Here is a 23,310-nt window from a genome sequence, read left to right on the forward strand (position 1 = left end):
ACATGGATTCTAGAGTAGAAGATTTTCTCACGACCGCACAAGAGCAGCAAGTCATTGCCGCGATTAGAACCGCAGAGCGCACCACGAGCGGTGAGATACGAGTACATCTCGAGTCTCACTGCGCTGGCGACGCTTACGTGCGTGCACAGGAGATTTTCCACCTGCTCAAAATGGATAACACTAAGGAGGAAAACGGCATTCTGTTCTACGTCGCCGTGACCGATCGCAAGTTTGCCATCATCGGTGATAAGGGAATTCATAAACACGTAGGAGATGAATTTTGGTTAAGTATTAAGGAGCTGTTGCGTTCCCGCTTTCGCGAAAGCGTGTTCCACACAGGCCTCATAGAAGCCATACATCTTACCGGTAAAAAACTATCACAATACTATCCATGGGATATCAATGATACCAACGAGTTGCCCGACGAAATTACGACCAGTTGATGAAAAAGATCTATACCATTCTAGGCGTTTTTTTACTGGTCTCCATGCAAGCGCTGGGACAATTTACTATTCCAGAAAAGCCCACGGGAAGCAAGCAAACCGCCGTCTATGACTACGCAAGCCAGCTCGATCAATCGCAACGAGTCGCTTTAGAGAATAAACTCCTGCGCTATGCAGACTCTACATCTACACAAATTGTTGCGTTTATCATTAAATCCACAAACGGTGATGATATATCCATGGTGTCCACACAATGGGGACAAAAATGGGGCATAGGGCAAGCACAAGAAGATAACGGTATCGTTCTTTTACTAGCCGTAGATGATCGCAAGGTGGACATCTCCACAGGATACGGCATAGAATATCGCATGACAGATTTAATGTCAGAACGCATTATCAATCGCGTGATGATACCACAATTCAAGTCTGGAAATTACTATGCAGGTCTCAATCAAGGTGCCGATGCTATTTTCCAGGCGCTAAATGGTGAGTTTAAAGAAACCAGAGACTTCAGCCAGGAAGAATTCCCTTGGCAAGTATTGATATTCTTTGGAGTTGTACTATTATTTATAATTCTCAGTGCCAGTAAAAATAATCGTAATAATGGCGGTCGTGGTGGCGGTAGTCCGTCATTACTCGATATCATCATTCTCAGTAATATGGGACGCGGCAGCATGGGCGGCGGTTTTGGTGGTGGAGGATTTGGCGGCGGCTCATCAAGCGGTGGTGGTTTCGGTGGTGGCTTCGGCGGCGGCGGTTTCGGTGGTGGTGGAGCTAGTGGTGGCTGGTAGTTCTATTCTTTAATAAATGCCGTATTTACATCTCTCTAAATCTCTCTTCAAAGAGAGACTTTTACAGAATATCTTATTTAAAAGCTCCTTTCAGATTCCTGATAATTTGTTTTCGCAAATTTCTGGGAGAGAAAAGGTGGGCAAATTGCAGCGCAAATTTGGTCGGATAGGTTGAAATACGCATGAATTTTCAAACTCAAAAATTTCTTCCTACTCAAATCGGAATCATTAAAAAGCCTTTCCCTTCAGACGAAGGGAAAACAGATACTTCAGCTTGCTGAATATCAAAAGGGTTTGACACACGCATGATATTTATTACTTCAAAATTCCTTTTCCCACATCCGTTTTCTTATTCTCCAATAACCCAATAACCCAATAACCCAATAACCCATTCTGTAACAAATCACCTCACTCAACCACTAATGAATTAAATAAGCTACACATGGTTCATGATATCCTTAATTACTTTAAAAATCCCGATGCTGAAAAAGGCCCTAATATTTTCAATACGCAAAAGGTAAAATTGTTTTGGACCAGTTTCTGGATGATTATGGTTTGCAACATTGGACTTTCTATACTCATTTATGGAGTAGAAGCGCTAGGTTGGGTTAGTACAGACAACCATGCGGTGATGGATATGGTAAAGGAACAATCGGTACTTTTTATTCTGGTGGCAGCTGTTATTGCTGCGCCTTTACTAGAGGAACTTATTTTTAGAGCGCCTATCACGCTTTTCCGTAGTGTGGACCGCAGTGATTTTAGATGGATATTTTATTTATTTGCGCTGCTCTTTGGAGCGGTTCATATTACAAATTATGGAATAAGCATGAACACCATTTTATTACTTCCTATTCTTACCGCACCTCAGATCGTTGCGGGATTATTTCTAGGATTGATACGCGTGAAAGTTGGATTACTTTATTCTATGTTATTTCATGCTATTTATAATGGAGTTCTCATGATTCCGTCTATTATTTACTTGAAGTATTTTGAAATGTAGGTAAATGGCACCATATTGCGCTCTTGAATTCTGCAAATGAAACTATTAAGAAATAATCAAGACCGTAAAAAAGTTGCAGTTATAGCCATTTACTTTGCCATGGCTATGGACGTTATCAATATTATAGGAGTCTCTATAAATTATTACAACCTCGCAGGAAATGATATTCCCGATTTTATGGGGACTATGAGTTATTATCTAGATATTCTCTCTGGAACGGCTCAGCTTATAGTAGCTCTTATCGTTGGGATTTTATTTATCATGTGGTTTAGACGTGCTTACTGGAATTTGCATCAACTTGTGAAAAATTTAGATCATGGTGAAGGTTGGGCTGCAGGTGCATGGTTTGTTCCTATTCTTAGTCTTTTCAGACCTTATAATATCATGCAGGAATTGTGGAAGGACACACCGCAATATTTAAAAATGAATAATGTTGAACCTTCTATTACTGAAGGTCAGGTATCTCTAGGATGGTGGTGGGCAGCATATATAAGTTATGGCATCATAGAAAATATATCGGGTAGACTTTACTGGCGTTCTGATGATCTTGGATTATATGAAGCAGCGATTATCACAGACTATATTGCTTCTGGATGTTCCCTGGTTGCAGGTTATTTAGTGATCAAAATCATTGAAGGTTATCACCAGTTAGAACAGCAATTGCAACAAATCGATAACTCTACTTCAGTTCAGGATGGTACTCAATCTGAATCATTTATTAGTTACAGGTCGTAGATTAATAGTATTTTTGCTTTTTAGGGACACGCTTTCGCGAAAGCGTAATCCAACCAACCAACTCACACACATCACCACATGAAACATCTTCTTAAAACGAGTGTCATTCTTATTCTTTTAACGACTTTAACTAGCTGTTTAGGCGGTTCAAATGCTCCAGAAAATCTAAATATAGACGAAGATTTTAAACTTTTTGAAAGCACAAAGTTTAACATCAAGGTTCCAGATTATCTTACAGAGACGACAGACCTTAATGATGATGCCGAGATGCAAATGCAGAACATGTTCCGTGAAACATACATGATTGTGATGGCCGAGTCTAAGTCGGATTTTGACTTTGCACGACGTATTCTAGACATGGGAAGTGATAGTCTTTCTTATGCAGAGAATTATATGGACATGCAACTAGATTCTATGGAAGAGGCGTTTGATTATAATGTTACTAAGCCTAAAATGACACACGTCATTAATGGAATGCCAGCCATGACTGCCGAGGCGAGCGCAAGAATAGATGGAATGGATATCGTTTACCTTATCACTACTGTTGAAAGTGAGCACGATATATTTTATGCGACTTGCTGGACACTCAAGAATAGAAAAGATAAGTATTTCCCGTCGTTCTATCAATCTCTTGAAACACTTACACAGCTAGAGTATGATCTAGAAAGTGAGGAAAGTGAGATGGATATAGATTACGAGCAGCTGCTTAAGGATCTTGAGATCGAGGAATAGTATTTCTTACAAAGATGCTGTTATAGCGCACTTTTAAAAAACCATTCTTATACTGCAATAGTATAAGTGGTATGGCAGTATTGCCTAGCTTAATTAGATTACCTTTGCAGCTTAATACAATTCATGACATTTAAAGAACTAGGGCTCGTTGAGCCTATCTTGCGTGCGCTGCAAGACCAAGGATATGAAAATCCTACACCTATTCAAGCGCAATCCATTCCTGTTTTATTAAAAGGGAAAGATTTATTAGGAGTTGCACAAACAGGTACCGGTAAAACAGCCGCGTTTTCAATTCCAATTTTACAACACTTATATAACGGAGCACCACCTAAAGGTCGTCGTCCTATTAAAGCACTTGTAGTAACACCTACCAGAGAACTTGCTATACAAATTGATGAGAATTTCAAGGCCTATGCAAAATATACTGATATAAGAAACACCGTTATTTATGGTGGAGTAAAACAAGCCCAACAAGTTAATAGACTTAAAAGTGGTATCGATGTACTCGTTGCAACTCCAGGTAGATTACTGGATTTAATCAATCAAGATTTTATAACCTTGAAACACATTGAGTTTTTTGTGCTGGATGAGGCAGATCAAATGCTGGACATGGGATTCATTCATGACATTAAAAAGTTACTAAAGTTGCTGCCTAGTGAGCGACAGTCCTTATTTTTTAGTGCTACCATGCCTAAAACGATTGTGGAATTATCCAGACAAATTTTAGGAGATTTTGAACGTGTAACAATTGCACCAGAGAAAACAACTGCTGAGAAAGTAGAGCAGCAAATCTATCACGTTAATAAAAAGAACAAGACAGCTCTACTCGTGGAGTTACTTGAAACGAAGTTGCTAGATTCTACACTTGTATTTTCTAGAACTAAACACGGTGCAAATAAGATCGTAAAAGATCTTGAGAAAGCAGGAATAGGAAGTGCTGCCATTCATGGTAACAAATCTCAAGCTGCAAGACAACGTGCGCTAGGTGATTTTAAAGACGGGAAAATTCAAACACTTGTAGCAACTGATATTGCAGCACGTGGAATTGATATCGATGAGTTAAGTTATGTAGTCAATTATGATCTACCTAATGTAGCAGAGTCTTATGTTCACCGTATAGGTCGTACTGGTAGAGCAGGAGCAAGCGGTCTAGCCGTTTCTTTCTGTATGCTAGAAGAAAGACCTTTCTTAAAAGATATCGAGAAGTTGATCAAACAACAAATTCCTGTAATTGAAGATCACGATTTTAAATTTAAAATGGAAGATGCTGCAGAGCCTAGTTTGAAAAAACAAGGACAGCGCGGTCGCAGACCACAACGCAGTGGTTCTGGTGGAAATTCAAAATCTGGTGGTTCTAAAGGATCTGGAAGCTCGAGTAATAAACCTAGAAGAAGGTATTAAAATTCCTTTTTATATATCATAAGAATCGCGGTTTGGATTTTCAAATCGCGATTTTTTTTTTTAGGGAATAATAGATAAGCGATTAGGAGTTATACATATTTTTCAAGGCTGGTCATGAACGCATCTTTGTAGTGTTATTAATCAAAAAACTACATATCATGAAAAGTCCAGTAAAATCATTATTCAACCTTATAGAAATCTTTAGAAAAGGATTTCATAGAACCCAACCTATTTTAGTTCCTAAAGAACATTGTGAGAGTTTGAGTTTACACGATTACTATTGTGACCAAGAGCATTTAGGTGTCTAAGTTTTAGATAGAAACTTTAAGCTCATATAAGTTATTGAGAGATAACGGCATTTGTACGGTTCCAACTTTCTGAAAACCTTGATTCACGTAGTAATCACACAAGCCTAGATTTGAGGCATCACAATCCAGTCTTAAAAATGAGATACTGTTTAAAGCTGCTTGATGTTTAATAATCTCAATGATTTGAGTTCCTAGTTGCTTACCGCTGTACGCTGGAATAATGACTAGAGAATGAATATAATAAGCAGTGCTCGATTGTTTTCCCCAGTAGAGTAAGTCTTCAGTCATTAATCGATACATTCCTATAATTGTAGAGTTGTCTTTTACAAAGTAGAACTCATTTTTATCGATTCCTTCTTGTATCCATTCTAGTTTTTCTTTTGGTGGATGGAGCCAGTAGCTCCACTGATTGATACCTTTATGCTGCAAGCTACTTGCTGCAATCTTGAGCAATTCTAGAACTTGCGGGAATTCATCCTTAAGGGCTGCGGTGATTTCATAATCAATCATAGATTGTAAATTTATTCATTACTATAGAACTCATCAATGAATCTCTAGAGTTTCTACATCAAAAGAGTACCTTTGCACGCTTTAAAAATCAAGCAACATGCGCAAAATATTCAATAATTTTACAAAGAATCCTAAAGACGATATTCTGTCCGGTATTACCGTTTCTCTAGCGATGATACCAGAAGTAGTAGCATTTGCTTTTGTTATAGGTATAGATCCTTTAGTAGCGCTGTCTGGAGCTTTTATGATAGGATTAATCACGGCACTCTTTGGTGGACGACCAGGATTGATCTCTGGAGCTGCTGGTGCGGTAGCTGTAATATTTGCAGATTTAATTATAGAAGGAAAAGCAAAAGGTCTAGCCATGGAAGTTCCTGTGGATAATATGCAGTACATCTATTTGTTTGCCGCAGTTATTCTTATGGGATTAATTCAAGTCCTAGCAGGAGTTTTTAAAGTTGGAAAATTTGTACGATTGATACCGCATCCTGTAATGATGGGATTTGTAAATGGACTTGCGATTGTGATTTTCTGGGCTCAAGTAAAGATGTTTAAAAATAGAAGTGCAGTCGTAGATGATAATGGTGTAACAAATTATGTAGAAAGCTGGATGGATATAGGTGGTTCACAATTATGGACCATGATAGGACTCGTTTTACTGACTATGGCGATTGTTTTTTTCTTACCTAAACTGACTAAAAAAATACCGGCAGCATTAACCGCTATTATTGTGGTAACCGCAATCGTAGTTATAGGAGATATGGAAGCCGTGAGTACCGTAGGTTCCTATATACGTGATGGTGGTGGAACAGGACTTAAAGGCGAACTTCCAGTGTTTAATATGGAGCTTTGGGAAAAATTACCATTCGGTTTAGACACCTTGAAGTTCATTTTACCTTATGCATTTCTAGCTGCAGCGGTAGGTCTAATTGAATCATTAATGACTATGAATCTTGTGGACGAATTAACTGAAACACGCGGAAGCGGTAACAGAGAATGTGTAGCTCAAGGAGCTGGAAATATAGTCAGTGGATTATTTGGTGGAACAGGTGGATGTGGAATGATAGGTCAAACGGTAATTAATATCAATGCTGGTGGACGTGGTCGTTTAAGTGGTGTTATGATGTCTGTAACACTTTTAATCTTCTTGCTTTTTACAGATAAGTTGATTGAACAAGTTCCCATCGCGGCATTAGTAGGTGTGATGTTTATGATGGTTATTGAGACATTTGCTTGGTCTAGTTTTAGAATCTTACGTAAAATCCCAATCTCTGATGCACTTGTGTTAATTACAGTTTCTGTGGTAACGGTTGTATTTGACCTTGCTATTGCTGTGTTTGTAGGTGTTATTATATCTGCACTAGTGTTTGCATGGGAAAGTGCTAAACGCATTAGAGCTCGCAAGAGTATCAAGAGCGACGGAACTAAAGTTTATGAAATCTGGGGACCTTTGTTCTTTGGTTCAGTGACAGATTTTAATATGAAATTTGATCCTAAAAATGATCCTGATAAAATCGAAATAGACTTTATAGAATCCAGAGTTCAAGATCATAGTGGAATAGAAGCCTTACGTGGTGTAGCAAACAAGTATTTAGATTTAGGGAAAGAAATTAAGTTGACACATTTAAGCCCAGAATGTAAGGAAATCTTGATACGTAATAATCCAGAGTTTGATACTATCATAGAAAGTAGTGTGGAAGATCCTAGATATCATATCGCTACTGATTTGCTGGATGCTGAGGTGTAGTTTCACTTATTAATTCAACCTCACAGGTTTTAATCAACATAGAAATACCCCAAAAATTTTGAAAATCTTTGGGGTATTTTATTATTTGAGAATTGAATTGTACTTCTAATCGAAGCGATCTGCATTCATCACTTTATTCCATGCAGCGATAAAATCGTTTACAAACTTCTCTTTACTATCGTTACTCGCATAAACCTCGGCGATGGCTCTTAATTCTGTATTAGAGCCAAATATTAAATCTACTCGAGTTCCTGTCCATTTTAAATCTCCAGTCTTGCGATCACGACCTTCAAAAAGTAAATCGGCACTAGACTTAGATTTCCAAGTGGTGCTTAAATCTAATACATTTTCTAAGTAATCGTTAGTCAATTGCCCTGGACGATTTGTGAAAACTCCATAATCAGATCCATCATAGTTTGCATTCATGGCTCTCATTCCAGCTACTAGCACCGTCATTTCAGGAACAGATAAATTCAATAAATTTGCTTTATCCACTAAAAGATTCTCTCCTTTTGCTTTTTGCTCATTACCTAAGAAATTTCTAAATCCGTCTGCTCTAGGCTCTAGATAACTGAATGATTCTACATCAGTTTGCTCTTGAGTTGCGTCGCCACGTCCTGCAATAAAAGGAACTGTGATGTTATGACCAGCGTCTTGCGCTGCTTTTTCAACTGCTGCATTTCCTCCTAGAACTATTAAGTCTGCCATGGAAACTTGTTTGTTACCACTTTGAGCATTATTAAAATCTGATTGAATTTTTGCAAGTACGTCTAGTACTTTGTGCAATTGTTTTGGGTTATTTGCTTCCCATTGGTTTTGTGGTGCTAGTCTTATGCGTCCACCATTTGCGCCACCACGCTTATCACTATTTCTGAAAGTTGACGCACTAGCCCAAGCAACAGATACTAATTCCTGAACTGATAATCCCGAATTCAATATTTGAGATTTCAATTGAGATACTTCATTCTCATTAACTAACTCATGATTTACTTCTGGGATTGGATCTTGCCACAATTCTTCTTTTTCGGGCACATCATTTCCTAAATAGCGTGAAATCGGTCCCATATCTCTATGTGTTAATTTGAACCACGCTTTCGCGAAAGCGTCTTCAAACTCATCTGGGTTCTCTCTAAAATGTCTAGAAAGTTTCAAATATTCAGGATCTGTTTTAAGGGCAATGTCTGCGGTTGACATCATTAAGTTCTGACGTTTTGAGGAATCTCCAGCTTTAGGAGCTTGGTCTGCATTTGAAGTGGCAGTAGGTTTCCACTGGTGCGCACCTGCTGGACTTTTAGTTAATTCCCATTCATAATCTAGTAGAACTCTAAAATAATCATGATCCCACTGATCTGGATGAGGTGTCCATGCACCTTCAAGACCACTAGTTGTGGTGTCATCACCGTGACCAGTTCCAAAAGTGCTATTCCAACCGGTACTCATTTCTTCAATCTTTGCACCAGCAGGTTCTGCACCCATGTATTTATCTGGATCTGAGGCACCATGTGCTTTCCCAAATGTGTGTCCACCAGCAATTAATGCAACGGTTTCATAATCATTCATCGCCATACGACCAAAGGTTTCTCTTATGTCGCGGGCACTTCCCATAGGATCTGGATGACCGTTAGGACCTTCGGGATTTACGTAAATTAATCCCATATGTGCCGCTCCTAGTAGTCCTTCTAGCTCTCCATTTTCATAACGCGCACCATTCCCTAGCCATTCCGTCTCGCTACCCCAATAAATATCTTGTTCTGGTTCCCATATGTCTTCTCGTCCACCTGCGAAACCTAATTTCTTTAATCCCATGGATTCCATGGCTACATTACCAGTTAGTATCATTAAATCTGCCCAGGAGATATTTTTACCGTATTTCTGCTTGATAGGCCACAAAAGTAGACGCGCTTTATCTAGGTTTCCATTATCTGGCCAACTGTTCAATGGAGCAAATCTCTGACTACCAGAACAGGATCCACCACGTCCATCTCCTACACGATAAGTTCCTGCGCTGTGCCATGCCATACGTACAAAAAATCCACCATAGTGTCCATAATCTGCTGGCCACCAGTCTTGGGAATCTGTCATTAAATCAGTTAGGTCTTTTCTTAATGCATCCATGTCTAAACTCTTAAAGGCTTGAGCATAATCAAAATCTGGATCCATTGGGTCTGACTTTGGAGCATTTTGACGTAGGACGTTAAGCCTTAGTTGATTAGGCCACCAGTCATTATTTTTAGTTCCTTGTCCAGCAACATTTTGAGATGCGCCACCCATAAATGGGCATTTAGCAGCATCGGACTTATTGATATCCCAGACATTAGTTTTATTAGAATCCATATGATGATGTTTAAGAATTAGATTTCACTCTAAAATTAGACAAAATAATGGTTGTAAAAAGGATGTGCTTATTTTTTATAGCTACTTAGGTATAGTTAAAAACTATTATGTTTTAAATTTACATATACTAAAGTGATTGTAAATAATAATTTACTTAATTAGAAAACTCGTTTCTAACAGATTTTACAAAATCAATAAATTTATCTAAATCCTTTTGGCTGGTCGGTAGTCCTACAGATACTCGAGTAGCTCCACGCATATCCTTTAATTTACTTACTAAGCCTTTAAGATTGCCAGAATCTGTGGTGAAGAATTGGTTTTCTATTCCATCATTACTGATGTTATTATTAAGCTCGTCTATTCCAGGATTACAAAAACAACCCGATCGCAAGGATATGTTCATCTCGTTTGCTTGTGCCTCAACATCATAGACAGAGATTAGTTTACCAGCACGATCAAAGAAATTCATGATTATAGTTCCTCCAGTAGATTCTCGACAAGTAGGTCCAAAAATGTGGACAAAACGAGAGCCATCGGCATAGTTAAGTTTTTTGAGTTCTTGATAGAGATATTTAGTCATTGAGGTAATGCGTTCATTTACACGTTGCATTCCTATCTTTTCAATAAAATTCAGGCCTATCGTTATGGCTGGAATATCAAGATAATTAATGGTTCCATTTTCAAATTTCTCGTAGTTATCGTGAAGGAGATAAAAGGGATTGTTCACACTGGCATATTGCACTGTTCCACCTGCAAACCATTTTTTATTAAGTTTAGGAAAAGCAGTTTTTTTAACCAGTAAACATCCTAATCCAGTAGGATAACCAAATATTTTATAAAAAGAAAGCGCCACAAACTCTGGCTGGTATTCTTGTAAGTCTAGAACACTTGAAGGTACATAAGCTGCAGCATCCAGACAAACATCCCAACCTAATTTTTGGGCTTGATGGATCCATTCTAAGTCATGCTTTACGCCAGACACATTAGATTGTGCTGGATATACAAAGAGTTTATGTTTCTTATCAACTTGTGCGTTTAAACTTTCTTCAAGTTGTTCCTCATTTATAGTTAGATCTTCAAAGTTGATGGGCGCATAATTATAAGTACCATCTTGTTTACTGCAGTATTCACGTATTCCGTGAACGCTGTTATGATTATCGGCAATCATGAGTAGATGACTTTCTTCACAGTGAGGATAACATTCACCTACTATTTTAAGTGCGCCGCTTGCGTTTTGTGTAAAGACACATTCATAGTCATCTCCAGCATTAAAGAATTGCAACACTTTTTCTCTTGCTTCTTGAACAAGCTCTGTAGATAGTTTACTAGACGGATTTGTGGAATGAGGATTGCCTAATATATGATTGCGTAGTAATTCTTGGTGTTTATCAATTTGAGATTGTGCATAAAGATTACCACCTGTATAATCTAAATAAGTGTGTTCTTGATTGCATAGCCGTGAATACTCTTTACGTCTTAATTCATTGAAATAAGTATCGTGCAATAAAGAGGTTTGCGGTACTGCTGGCTTCTTAAATAGATTACTTAACATAACAAATGTTAATCTTTAAACATTATTGTTTGTCTAATTTAAGAAAATTAATTCACAGTAAAATTTATATCTATTGAGTTTAATTGATAATATTTTTTCTACTCAAGGAAGTGTGATAAATGGTGCTATCCCGTTTGTAGGTCAGTTTATCAATAGATTGAATTTCGCTAAGCTCAAAATTGGTATAAATATTACAAGAGCTTGTATCATTTAGATTATCAAATCTATGGTTGTCTATACTTATAATTTGATCACCTAATTCAAGCTCGATAGGTAGTTCTTTTATCAATGAAGAGACGATCACTTTATTATTCTTAACGCGCATTGCAAACCCAAAAGAGCTTTCCACCGCAGGTTCTAATTCTGCAATAGGTTTAAGGTAAATAGTCTTGTGAGGCCAGTCTATAATCATATCATGCTTATTCATAAAATCATTACCTAGTAAACCACCATCATCTAGAGTCACAATTTGAGGACCTATTTTTAAGTTTCCTAATTGTAAACTATCTAGTTTTATAACACGTTGATTTACAGAATCTCTTGCTCCATAAAGACCTACGCTTGAATTTCCATATTCAGTGTAGCCCTTAGATTTTTCAAATTTGGAAATCGATTTTTTAATATCCATGTTACCAGCAAAACCAGTGTCAAATGTCATCGTAGTCTCTATTCCATTCACTTGGAGTTTAAACTTAGGTGTTCTTTGAGAATTATAATAAAAAGAGAACTTATTAGGATAGGCATCCACCTTGTAATTTGATAAATCGTCTGTTATAGTAACTTCTTTATTCTGATAATCAAATTTCCAAAAAGACTTTGCCATCTGGTTAGCACCTAAAATTCCGTCGATTTCCATGCAATCAAATTCAAAAATGTCACGCAAATTTGCCACCACAGCTCCGGTGTCTTGATATATTAAATCACCCAACTTCATTTCGGGCACAACGGCTACTTTTTGCATATTACTCTGCCCTTGAGAATCACCTACTGAGATGCTTTTTTTGGCTTTTATATTAAGGTCATCAAAAATTTCTTGAGAGATCACAGTAGGAGCACCAGTGTCTATTAAAAAAGTGTATTCTTTGCCGTTGATTTCCACATTTACGAGGGCAAGGTTATAACTATAATTAAATGGGATTTGCTCGTTATAAGATTCTTGCAGTACGCCACCTTCGTTGAAAATATTGTCTAGACTTGAACAACTTGTTATAAGGAAAAGTGAAAATATATAAAGTAGATTTTTCATAAGCTGGATTTAAAGTTAAAGATAAGAGGTTGTTTATTACGCTTTCGCGAAAGCGTAATAATTCACATTTTTCTAACATCTAAAATCGCTATTTTTGAGCAAAGACATTTTACATGGATATCAACTTCAATAAAAACGAAGATCATAATAAATTACTCCTTTCTGACTTAAAACGTAGGCTAGGTGAAGTCCACTTAGGTGGCGGAAAAAAGCGTATTGAAAAACTGCATGCTAAAGGTAAAATGACCGCTCGTGAGCGTATCGATTACCTGGTGGATGATCCAGAAGATTGTATTGAGATTGCAGCTTTTGCAGGTGATGGAATGTATAAAGAACATGGCGGTTGCCCTAGTGGTGGCGTGGTGATTAAGATAGGTTATGTAAAAGGTCGTCAGGTTATGGTGGTAGCAAATGACGCTACGGTAAAGGCTGGTGCATGGTTCCCTATTACTGGAAAAAAGAACTTAAGAGCGCAAGAAATTGCGATGGAGAATCGACTACCGATTATTTATCTGGTAGATAGCGCAGGTGTGTATTTACCTATGCAGGACGAGATTTTCCCAGATAAGGAACACTTCGGTCGCATATTTAGAAATAATGCCGTGATGAGCAGCATGGGAATTACCCAAATCGCTGCGGTAATGGGAAGTTGTGTTGCCGGTGGCGCCTACTTACCTATAATGAGTGATGAAGCTTTAATAGTAGATAAAACAGGAAGTATTTTCCTTGCTGGTTCTTACTTAGTAAAAGCCGCGATAGGAGAAAGTATAGATAATGAAACCTTAGGTGGCGCGACTACACACTGCGAGATTAGTGGTGTGACAGATTATAAAGCTGCAGACGATAAAGATGCACTTGATAAAATTAAGAGCATTATCGATAAAATAGGCGATTATGACCGCGCAGGATTTAGTAGAGTAGAGGCTGTAAAACCAGCGCTGGATCCCGAAGAATTATTTGGAATTTTACCTAAAGAACGCAATGCGCAATACGATATGATGGAAATCATCAATAGAGTTGTGGATGCAGATTCTTTTGAGCCCTATAAAGATGGTTACGGTCAAACTATCATTAATGGGTATGCACGTATTGATGGATGGGCAGTAGGAATAGTGGCAAACCAGCGCAAGATTGTAAAGACTAAGAAAGGCGAGATGCAGTTCGGTGGAGTAATCTACAGCGATAGTGCCGATAAATCCACAAGATTTATTGCTAATTGTAACCAGAAGAAAATACCGCTCGTGTTTTTACAAGATGTTACTGGATTTATGGTAGGATCTAAGTCTGAACATGGTGGGATTATAAAAGATGGTGCTAAAATGGTAAATGCCGTTTCAAACTCTGTCGTTCCTAAATTTACAATCGTCATAGGAAATAGCTATGGAGCTGGAAATTATGCGATGTGTGGTAAGGCTTATGACCCAAGATTAATAGCAGCGTGGCCTAGTGCAGAGCTTGCTGTAATGAGTGGAAATAGCGCCGCAAAAGTACTCATGCAAATAGAAAAAGCATCTCTTGAAAAGTCTGGTAAAAAACTGACTGAAGAAGAAGAGAAAGCACTTTTTGCAAAGACTAAAGATCGTTATGACGAGCAAGTATCTCCATACTATGCCGCATCACGTATATGGACTGATGGAGTTATAGATCCACGTGATACTCGTAAATGGATTTCTATGGGAATAGAAGCTGCAGATCATGCGCCTATTACTAAGGATTTTAATTTAGGGATTATACAGACTTAAAAAAGTAAAATCAAAAATAAAATCAAGTTAGGGCAGTAGCTGAAAAGTGAAATTTTATTATCAATATAAAAACCTCTCAATTCCATATAGAATTGAGAGGTTTGTTATTTTAAAAAAATCGGTTTGTTTCTCTAGTTCTTAATTAGAGTTTCGGCCGCTCGACCGTTGTTAGTATCAATTACAAGTAAATACTGACCACTATTTAGTTCTTGAACATTAAGTTGATAGGAACTAGAAACTGTTGCTAACTCAACTTGTTTAACAAGTCTTCCCATCATGTCATAAATACTCACATTTTCTATGTTTGAATCTGATGCAGTGATTCTTACTTGATCTACTGCAGGATTAGGGTACATTTTCAGACTTACTTCAAAATCGTCCACGCTTGCTGTAGAGCAGTTTGCATTAAATGCAGCAGTGGGATCAATGTTGCTTGTAAAGTTAGCATTCATGTAAGGAACATCACTAACTTCTATACAAGTTAGACCTGGATTATTCAATACATTAATACTCCATGCTGCTTGATTTGCTGGATCTGCTGGATCATTAGGTACTAAAAGATTGTTTGCTCCATTATTGATGTTCAAATCTGTCAGTTGATTGTTTTGTAAATTTAAGTTGGTTAACAAATTATTGTTAGAAAGGTCTAGCATAGTCAGATCATTATCTTGAGCGAGTAAATTATCTAGCAAGACATTATTACTAAGATCTAATGACGATATATTATTCTCGTTTATTCCTAAAAATAATAGAGCAGTTTGTGCAGAAAGATCTATAGTTGTAATTAGATTTCTTTGAATTCCTATAGAATTCAATAATGGATTCTGACTTAAATCTAGGGTATTCATTAAATTGTCACTTAAAAACAAGCGTTCTAAGTTGCTATTGCTAGTTAAATCTACCGCTGCTAACTCACTATTCTGCCATTGAAATAATTCAAGGTTTGTAAGATTACTTACATCTACAGTGGATATTCTACTACCGGCATTTATAAGTTGTTCTAAGTTTAAATTATTACTTACATCAATAGTGTTTATAGGGTAATTGGTTGTAGTTCTATCAAATCCGCCACCAAATCTAAGATATTCCAGTGCTGTGTTTTGGGTTACGTCTATAGCTGATAAAGCTGGACAAAATAAAGCATCATAATATAATAGATTAGGGTTGTTTGATGTATTAATACTAGTAAGATTATTAGAACCTGCTAGAAAGAAGACTTCTAGGTTAGGATTGTTAGAAAAATCGATACTTGTTATTTGACTCAATTGCATTCTTAAGTGAACTAGGTTTGTATTTGCACTTACATCAACGCTTTGAAGTGAAGGCATAAAATCAACATCTAACCACGTTACAGCTGGATTTCCAGTTAGGTCTGCTTGGGTTAATTGATTGCTAGATATTCTTATGAAACGTGCATTTGCAACTCTGGAAAAGTCAAATGAGGCAATGCTATTACTTCCAGCTCTTAATGTGTCTAGTGCTACAAATGCTTCTACACCTCTTAAATCGCTTATAGATTTACCGGTTACATCTAGAGCAATGACATTACTCACGTTTGCATTATCAATAAAATCATCGAGGATAGTATCAAAACCTAAATTAATAAGTTCTTGCTCAAAATTATCATCTGGTACAAATGTTCTTGTACTACCACCACATGTGGACTCATACATTTGTCCAGCATCTAGAGCTACATTGAAGTTAGCATTCATAAATGCTACATCGCTTACTTCTACACAAATCAAGTTAGGATTACCAGTAGCGATAAAAGATTGAAGTAAATTATTGGCATTATTCTTTAAATTGAGACTTTGTAAACTTGGATTATTTCTAGCGTCCAGTAAAGTAAGTGTAGCTGAGTTACTAACATCTATAGAATTTAAATTTGTTCCAGTAACACTGAGTTCTTGCAAAGAAATACCCGATGACAATGTCCCAGTAAGTGGATTAGAACTTAAATTAGTTTTCAACAGATTAGGATAAGCGCTTAAATCAAATGACGTTAGATTTGATCCAGTTATGGTAACCTCTTCTATGTTAGGATTTAAAATAACACTATCAGTAACTCCATTAAACGAGGTGAAAATATCTAGATTACTAAGTGCAGACAGATTGATACTAAAAATAGGATTGTTAGAAACTGTCAACTCATTAAGCGCTGTAAAATTTTCGATTCCAGTCATATCTGAAATTGCACTTGCCGACACATCTAGGATGGTTAAGCCATCTATATTAGCCGTCGTCACTAAATCATCTAGTGTTGTGTCATAACCTTGATTGATTAGAGCTTGCTCAAAATTATCATCTGGAACATAAGTTTGTCCAGGTGGTAATGCATTAAGGATAAAAGAAGCCTGCGCTGGAGCAACTCCACATGAGGTCAGTGTGTTTTCAGTATAATTTACAGTTAAACTTTGATCTCCAGCAGCTATACTCCATGTACTATTATTTCCCGTTGCCGCAGGACCATAAGTTATTAAAGGAGCACCACCGCAAGATAGATTTGAAGTAGTTGTGGGAAACAAAAATTCATTTGAGGATAAATCTAGTGTCACTTGAGCGCTACTACCGTTGTTAGTTGGTAGAAATTGAAAGGTAAAAACTCTTTCATTTGGAGCATTACCTACAGCAATATTTACAATGCCTTCTTTCATATTTGTATCGCCAAAAGCAGGACCTAAGGATGTTGTCCCATTAGTAAGTTGATATAATCCCACCATAAAATCCGATGGCTGAGCTTGTGAGATGGATAAGCTCATTATAAAGCCTATGATAATTAGTAATCTTGTTTTCATGATATTAAGTTTGTTCAAATTTATGAGTGAAATTTGCGCATTGAAATACCCCATATGGGGAATATTTTAAATAACATTTGGGTGGTTACATTATTGATTATAACTAAAAGTGTAATCTTTCGTTCTATATAAGTTTCTTAGTAATTTTGTAATGCTAGATTTAGAAGAAATATTTAATTAAATTGTTTTCAAGTGTCCAAGAAAAAAATCATCTGGTTTTCCATCATCGCTATTCTAGTTTTTTTAGGCTATCAAGCCGTGACCTTTTTTGCGCTAGAAGAAGATAAAATCAACTCGGTGTATTTGATTCCTAGTGATGCGATATTTATCATGGAGTTTGATGAACCGCTGGAGAACATGGAAACGCTTTCTAAAAGTGCCCTATGGGATCACTTGCAGACTAATGATGCGATTCACGAGATGTCTGCCAAAGTCAACACACTCGATTCTCTATTCCAGCAAAAAGCCGACGTATTTAATTTGATAGGTGAGCGCGATATTTTGCTTTCTGCACACATGATCAAGCGCGATGATTATGCGTTTCTATATGTGGTGGATATGGATAAATTATCCAGACTAGGTGTTGTGAAAAACAATATCAACCAACTACTTAATGAAGATTTCAAGGTCACTAAACGACTTTATAAACAAACCGAAATCACAGAAGTTACCGATCTAGATACTTATGAAACGCTATCCATAGCGTTTGTAAAAAACCAAATGGTCGCTTCATACACGCACACACTCGTAGAGAAATCTATTGATGAATATGAGAATCCGCAAATAGGTCGTGATCTACAATTTCTTGAGATCCAAAAAGAGTTGAAGAAAAAAGGATTGTTTCGTTTCTATTTGAATCACAAATTACTGACTGATTACTATAAAGTTTTCTCAAACGAGCCTAGCCCGATAGTACAAACACTGGAAGAAAATTTCAATTATTCGGGCTTTTACATAGAAGAAGATGACGATCGTTTAATGACTGCAACCGGTTATTCCAGCGGTAATATAGTCATGGATGCGCTGGTAAAAGCGCTCGATGAGTCGGGAACTGGATCTATAGATGCGACAAGTATTTTGCCTCGTGAAACAGCGCTGTACATGAGTTTTGGTTTTGAAGATTTTGCAACGCTGCATAAATCTTTTTATAATCTTTTGGGCGAGAAACAACCCGATGTTGTGAAAGAATATGAGTCGGGAAAAAAGAGCGTAGAAGAGTTCATAGATATTGATCTTGAAAAAGATTTTTATAGCTGGATTGATGATGAAATCGCTTTCGCGAAAGCGGACTTCCCACAACTCAACGAGAAGGATGGACTTGCCGTTGCCTTTAAAACTAAGGACGTAGATGATAGTAATGAGCGTTTACAACACATTGAAAATCAGATTAGAAAAACGACTCCTGTAAAGTTTCAAACAGTGGATTATAAAGGCTATGATATTCACTACTTGAACATAAAAGGCTTTTTTAAATTGATTTTAGGATCTTTATTTGAGAACATAGAAAAACCTTATTACACTACGATTAATGAGTATGTAGTTTTCAGTAATTCACCGGTAACCTTGAAACTATACATCGACGCTTACGAGTCTCAAAAAACCTTGTTCACAGACGAGTACTACCGTGATTTCATAGATGAGTTTAGTAATTCTAGTAACGTGTTTCTATATGTGGATACGAATCGACTAGCGCATGCTTCACAAACCTACTTGAATACAGATTCTAAAAAAGAGCTTCAGAACAATGAGAATTTCTTCTCACAATTCACTCAGTTAGGTCTAGAGTTAAAGGCAGACGATAATCATTTCAAGACCAAAGCTGTAATTCATTATGATGCAGATTATGATGTTGAGGCACTGCGATTAGAAGAAAAAACAAAGGATATTCCGTTTTCAGTTCTTGATATTAAAAAAGAAGAAATCAGTAAAGAAACCATTTTCAATATTCCAGAGATTTTCCCGAGCGACTTCACGTCAAACAGTTATGAAACAAAATTCAATACTGGAAAAACAGAGATGAAAGTCTATCTCAAAGATGGAATGCCACATGGTAGATATAAATTATATCACATCAACGGTGAATTAAAAATCTCTGGCCGATTCAAAAAAGGAGAAAAAACAGGAACGTGGAGAGCTTACACTCGTGAAGGTAAGCTGTTTCATAAGGAGAAGTTTTGATTAACAAATTTAAAAGTTCACAAACCCAAAATTGTTTAATAATTAAGGGACAAAAAAATATAAGCACTTTCTGTCTAAAGGAAAGTGCTTAGTAATATTTAAGGATTATAAAATTTAATTTTACTTGATTATAGACTTTATAATTTATTAAATGTAGTAGAACCTAACCTCATCGATTCTCCTCTTATAACACTGGCTTTTTTCTTATAAACTTCATTAAGATCCTGATCAAGTATGATTAAAAATAATTCACCTTCCTCGATAATATACTCAAATGTTGCATTACTATATTCGTTCTTTTTTTCTTTAAATGTTAATTTATTATCTTCTAAAAAATCCATGGTCACTTTACCATTTGAAGATTTCCAGAAACCAGTCATATAAGTGGTATATAGTTTTTTCTTCCGATTTAACATATTAGCTTTTCTCTCAGCATTTGCATTTTCATTGGAAACTGCCGCGCTGCCTCTAGTTATTCCACTACCTTCTTTTATGAAAACAGTTCTATTTATAGTAATGTTGTTTCCCGATCTACCTATTGATACAGTTTTATCTCTACCTTCTCTAGGAATTAAAATTAGAGATCGAGACGATACTAGTCTTGTACCAAATTTATATTTACCCTTTGTAGTCTTATCTTTTTTTGCAACGTAATGTTCAAAGCTACCGTCAGCATTGAAAATGTAATGTTCTCGTTTTTTCTCTTTACTTGTGGATCGATCCCATTTACCTTGTATGATGTTAGGTAAGTCAGTTAAAAATTCTTGATTTTTTAGATAGTTTTGATAGGAGTAAACAGCAGTTTTTCCATATTGACTTAAATTGTTACTCGTTATTCTTAAGTCGTTTTCGTCAGATATAGCTTTTTGCCACCCGTTTGAGGTTGGTTCATAATCTACTTTATGAGAAAATGTTTGAAAACGCTTAAACGTCCCGAGAGATTCTCCAACTGGAGAAACATCTAAAACCTTCAGTTGATAATCAATAACTTGAGCGTTGTTTTTAGTTTGGTGTAATCTCACTTCATTTACTTTATCAGTCTCAACCAGCGCTACAGCCATATAGATATAACCTACACCATTTTCTTCTTTAAAACCAGCAATGTATTTCTTACCTGTAGCGGTGATATCTACTTTTATTTGAGGACCTGTAGGGTTTACAACTTGGTACGTGATTATACCTTTATTTTTTAATTTATCAATTATGGTAGCTTCGGTTTTATTGAGGCCATTATATTGACTTTTTAATTCGTAATTAACTGTTTGATAGCCATATTGCTTGGCTAGAACAGCTGCTTCTTCGTTGGTCATCAATGTTTGAGAACTAGCGAAACTAGTAATTAATAAAAAAGTAATAAGGCTTAATCTGAACATATTTGTAAGTTTTATGTTCAAATGTAGGAATTTGTATGCTTTACAGCAAATCTGCCATTTCCTGCTGTAATTCCATAGCTTTAGCTCTTGCAGCATCAGCAAAATCAGTTCCTTGTGATGCGTAGATGATTCCTCGAGAGGAGTTTATTAATAGACCTACTTGGTCATTCTTTCCATATTTCACGACGTCTTTGAGAGAACCACCTTGAGCACCTACTCCAGGCACAAGTAGAAAAGCATCTGGTACAATTGTTCTGATGTCACTTAAGTACTCAGCTTTTGTGGCACCTACTACATACATCAATCGGTTGCTGTTCTTATATTGAGAAGCGGTTTTTAAAACCTCTTGGTAGAGTGGTTTTCCGTCAACAGATTTGGTTTGGAAATTGGCACTACCGGCGTTTGAGGTGAGCGCTAATAGTATAGCAAACTTATTTTCAAACGCTAGAAACGGCTCTACCGAATCTTTACCCATATAAGGTGCAATGGTCACACTGTCAAAGTTCAAGTCTTCAAAAAACGCCTTGGCATAACGAGTAGAAGTGTTTCCTATGTCACCACGCTTAGCATCTGCTATAGTGAAGTGATCAGGATAATTTTTGTTGAGATATTGAATCGTTTTTTCCAATGCCATCCAACCTTTAACTCCATAAGCTTCAAAGAAAGCGGTATTAGGTTTGTAAGCCACACAAAGATCATGAGTTGCATCTATAATCGCTTTAGCAAAAGCAAAAATAGGATCTTCTTCCTGCAATAAATGAGCTGGTATTTTTTCAAGATCAACATCGAGACCTACGCATAGGAAGGATTTTTTTTTGTTGATTTGAGAAGTGAGGTTAGTTAAGGTCATTGGGTTGCTGGGTTATTGGGTTGCTAGGTGTTATTAACACCTATTTGTTTTTATTATAGCTTATCATTGAACCTATGCTTTTTTGCAAAGCATTAATCTTTATTGAAATATCTTCAGGGGATAATTCTGTAAGCGCAATATTTTTGGTGATTTGAATTAAAGTATCGAGTTCAAATAATGAACCTTGACTTATTCTCAGGAATCTAAGAAAGTCTGCGTTCGAGTCTTTTGCACATCCTTCAGCAATATTTGCTGGAACGCTCACTGCAGCTCTGTTAATTTGAGAAATTAAACCAAATTTTTCTGAATCTGGTAAAAGAGCTGTGAATTTGTAAATAGCGGTAACAAGTTCCATACTATCCGACCAAATTCTCAATTCTTTATAATTTCTCATTATTAAAAAGTTTACCTAACGACCCAAAAACCTAACTACCCAACAACCTATAATCCTTCATCCGTCATTTTCAACTTTTCTGTATTATCTACCAGTTGAAGTTCGTCTATGATTTTTTGGATATCACCATTGATGATATTATCTAGGTCATATAATGTTAGGTTGATACGGTGATCAGTCACACGTCCTTGAGAGTAGTTATAAGTTCTGATCTTTGCACTACGGTCACCAGAACTCACCATGCTTTTACGCTTTTCAGAGTCAGCTTCCATTTTCTTAGCAAGCTCGATTTCATATAAACGAGAACGTAAAACCTTTAAGGCTTTTTCAAGGTTTTTATGAGATGATTTTTGATCTTGACAACTTACGATCATTCCCGTAGGCTCGTGGTGTAGTTTAATCGCACTATACGTTGTGTTTACAGATTGTCCACCAGGACCTGTTGAAGTAGTACGTTCTATACGTACCTCAGTCATGTCCAGTTCTACGTCAAATTCCTCAGCTTCTGGCAGCACCATTACCGTCGCCGCACTAGTATGTACACGACCTTGAGTCTCAGTTTGTGGGACACGTTGTACACGGTGCACTCCAGCTTCATACTTGAGTGTTCCATAAACGTCTTCACCATTAACTTCTAGAATAATTTCTTTAAAACCACCACTAGTTCCGTGACTGGTATCCACAATACTAGTTGACCAACCTTTTGAAGAACAGTATTTTTCATACATGCGGAATAAATCACCGGCAAAAATACTCGCCTCATCACCACCAGCTCCAGCACGTATTTCCATCACGGCATTCTTTGCATCTTCAGGATCTTTAGGAACCAGCATCATGCGTATTTCTTCTTCCAGTTTAGGAATGGCTTCTTTAGCTTCGTCTAGTTGCATTTGAGCCATTTCTACCATATCAGCATCACTACCGTCAGCTAGGATTTCTTGTGCTTCCTCAAGATTTGCAGTAAGTTCCATATACGTTTCACGTATATCCATTAACGCTTTAAGGTCTTTATATTCTTTAGTAAGTTGAACGTATCGCTTCTGGTCAGAGATAATATCTGGCTGGATAATAAGGTCATTTACCTCGTCAAAACGATTCTTTACTATATTTAATTTATCTATCATGGTCTATATCAAGTCCTGCGAAAATACGGAATTTGGCTCAATTTTTTAGCTATAT

Annotated in this window: 19 protein-coding genes; 10 read left to right on the plus strand and 9 right to left on the minus strand. The window is 36.8% G+C overall.

Features of this window, described 5'->3' with window-relative positions:
* Positions 1 to 2 precede the first annotated feature (2 nt).
* From ACSHWW_RS08255 to ACSHWW_RS08285, 7 genes are all read left to right on the plus strand, one after another.
* Positions 3 to 443, plus strand: a complete 441-nt coding sequence (locus tag ACSHWW_RS08255; protein WP_435681965.1) for a TPM domain-containing protein — start codon at positions 3 to 5, stop codon at positions 441 to 443.
* Positions 443 to 1,234 (plus strand): TPM domain-containing protein, encoded by a 792-nt coding sequence (locus ACSHWW_RS08260; protein WP_435681966.1) that lies wholly within the window; start codon positions 443 to 445, stop codon positions 1,232 to 1,234. Before ACSHWW_RS08255 ends, ACSHWW_RS08260 begins: the two co-directional genes overlap by 1 nt.
* A gap of 442 nt (positions 1,235 to 1,676) precedes the next feature.
* The gene (locus ACSHWW_RS08265) at positions 1,677 to 2,234 is read left to right on the plus strand and encodes a lysostaphin resistance A-like protein (protein WP_435681967.1); all 558 of its coding nucleotides are present in this window, start codon (positions 1,677 to 1,679) and stop codon (positions 2,232 to 2,234) included.
* 36 nt (positions 2,235 to 2,270) lie between these two features.
* The gene (locus tag ACSHWW_RS08270) at positions 2,271 to 2,969 is read left to right on the plus strand and encodes a DUF4328 domain-containing protein (RefSeq protein WP_435681968.1); all 699 of its coding nucleotides are present in this window, start codon (positions 2,271 to 2,273) and stop codon (positions 2,967 to 2,969) included.
* A gap of 78 nt (positions 2,970 to 3,047) precedes the next feature.
* Positions 3,048 to 3,701, plus strand: coding sequence for a hypothetical protein (locus ACSHWW_RS08275; RefSeq protein WP_435681969.1), 654 nt, complete (start codon positions 3,048 to 3,050; stop codon positions 3,699 to 3,701).
* Between the two features lie 123 nt (positions 3,702 to 3,824).
* Positions 3,825 to 5,102: a DEAD/DEAH box helicase gene (locus ACSHWW_RS08280; RefSeq protein ID WP_435681970.1), complete on the plus strand. Its 1,278-nt coding sequence runs from the start codon at positions 3,825 to 3,827 to the stop codon at positions 5,100 to 5,102.
* 158 nt (positions 5,103 to 5,260) lie between these two features.
* Positions 5,261 to 5,410 carry a hypothetical protein gene (locus tag ACSHWW_RS08285; protein ID WP_435681971.1) on the plus strand — a complete coding sequence of 50 codons (150 nt, stop codon included), beginning with the start codon at positions 5,261 to 5,263 and terminating at the stop codon, positions 5,408 to 5,410.
* 3 nt (positions 5,411 to 5,413) lie between these two features.
* Here ACSHWW_RS08285 and ACSHWW_RS08290 read toward each other — a convergent pair whose 3' ends face one another.
* Positions 5,414 to 5,920: a GNAT family N-acetyltransferase gene (locus ACSHWW_RS08290; RefSeq protein ID WP_435681972.1), complete on the minus strand. Its 507-nt coding sequence runs from the start codon at positions 5,918 to 5,920 to the stop codon at positions 5,414 to 5,416.
* A gap of 97 nt (positions 5,921 to 6,017) precedes the next feature.
* On the opposite strand from ACSHWW_RS08290, the gene ACSHWW_RS08295 reads away from it, so the two are divergent.
* Complete coding sequence (locus ACSHWW_RS08295; RefSeq protein WP_435681973.1) at positions 6,018 to 7,667, plus strand: SulP family inorganic anion transporter; 1,650 nt, start codon at positions 6,018 to 6,020, stop codon at positions 7,665 to 7,667.
* Between the two features lie 105 nt (positions 7,668 to 7,772).
* Here the strand turns inward: ACSHWW_RS08295 and katG are convergent, their stop codons facing one another.
* The 3 genes from katG to ACSHWW_RS08310 all read right to left on the minus strand — a co-directional run bounded on the left by katG (position 7,773) and on the right by ACSHWW_RS08310 (position 12,799).
* Positions 7,773 to 10,001, minus strand: a complete 2,229-nt coding sequence (gene katG / locus ACSHWW_RS08300; RefSeq protein ID WP_435681974.1) for a catalase/peroxidase HPI — start codon at positions 9,999 to 10,001, stop codon at positions 7,773 to 7,775.
* Between the two features lie 154 nt (positions 10,002 to 10,155).
* A complete protein-coding gene (locus ACSHWW_RS08305; protein WP_435681975.1) occupies positions 10,156 to 11,553 on the minus strand; it encodes an aminotransferase class V-fold PLP-dependent enzyme in 1,398 nt (465 codons plus the stop codon).
* 79 nt (positions 11,554 to 11,632) lie between these two features.
* Positions 11,633 to 12,799, minus strand: coding sequence for an aspartyl protease family protein (locus ACSHWW_RS08310; RefSeq protein WP_435681976.1), 1,167 nt, complete (start codon positions 12,797 to 12,799; stop codon positions 11,633 to 11,635).
* A gap of 113 nt (positions 12,800 to 12,912) precedes the next feature.
* On the opposite strand from ACSHWW_RS08310, the gene ACSHWW_RS08315 reads away from it, so the two are divergent.
* A complete protein-coding gene (locus ACSHWW_RS08315; protein WP_435681977.1) occupies positions 12,913 to 14,541 on the plus strand; it encodes an acyl-CoA carboxylase subunit beta in 1,629 nt (542 codons plus the stop codon).
* A 131-nt stretch (positions 14,542 to 14,672) separates the two neighbouring features.
* On the opposite strand, the gene ACSHWW_RS08320 is transcribed toward ACSHWW_RS08315, so the two are convergent.
* On the minus strand, positions 14,673 to 17,336 hold the full coding sequence (locus ACSHWW_RS08320) for a T9SS type A sorting domain-containing protein (RefSeq protein WP_435681978.1): 2,664 nt from the start codon (positions 17,334 to 17,336) through the stop codon (positions 14,673 to 14,675).
* A 192-nt stretch (positions 17,337 to 17,528) separates the two neighbouring features.
* Here ACSHWW_RS08320 and ACSHWW_RS08325 point away from each other — a divergent pair, with 192 nt between their 5' ends.
* Positions 17,529 to 19,514 (plus strand): DUF3352 domain-containing protein, encoded by a 1,986-nt coding sequence (locus ACSHWW_RS08325; RefSeq protein ID WP_435681979.1) that lies wholly within the window; start codon positions 17,529 to 17,531, stop codon positions 19,512 to 19,514.
* A 137-nt stretch (positions 19,515 to 19,651) separates the two neighbouring features.
* Here the strand turns inward: ACSHWW_RS08325 and ACSHWW_RS08330 are convergent, their stop codons facing one another.
* The 4 genes from ACSHWW_RS08330 to prfA are packed head-to-tail and all read right to left on the minus strand — an operon-like array spanning position 19,652 to position 23,255.
* Complete coding sequence (locus ACSHWW_RS08330) at positions 19,652 to 20,887, minus strand: hypothetical protein (protein WP_435681980.1); 1,236 nt, start codon at positions 20,885 to 20,887, stop codon at positions 19,652 to 19,654.
* Between the two features lie 40 nt (positions 20,888 to 20,927).
* On the minus strand, positions 20,928 to 21,737 hold the full coding sequence (gene pyrF, locus ACSHWW_RS08335; RefSeq protein WP_435681981.1) for an orotidine-5'-phosphate decarboxylase: 810 nt from the start codon (positions 21,735 to 21,737) through the stop codon (positions 20,928 to 20,930).
* 40 nt (positions 21,738 to 21,777) lie between these two features.
* Positions 21,778 to 22,131 carry a four helix bundle protein gene (locus ACSHWW_RS08340; RefSeq protein WP_435681982.1) on the minus strand — a complete coding sequence of 118 codons (354 nt, stop codon included), beginning with the start codon at positions 22,129 to 22,131 and terminating at the stop codon, positions 21,778 to 21,780.
* 47 nt (positions 22,132 to 22,178) lie between these two features.
* On the minus strand, positions 22,179 to 23,255 hold the full coding sequence (prfA, locus tag ACSHWW_RS08345; RefSeq protein WP_435681983.1) for a peptide chain release factor 1: 1,077 nt from the start codon (positions 23,253 to 23,255) through the stop codon (positions 22,179 to 22,181).
* Positions 23,256 to 23,310: the final 55 nt, after the last annotated feature.

Origin of the sequence: Nonlabens sp. (assembly GCF_051251825.1) — a bacterium.
In the GTDB taxonomy this organism is placed as follows: domain Bacteria; phylum Bacteroidota; class Bacteroidia; order Flavobacteriales; family Flavobacteriaceae; genus Nonlabens.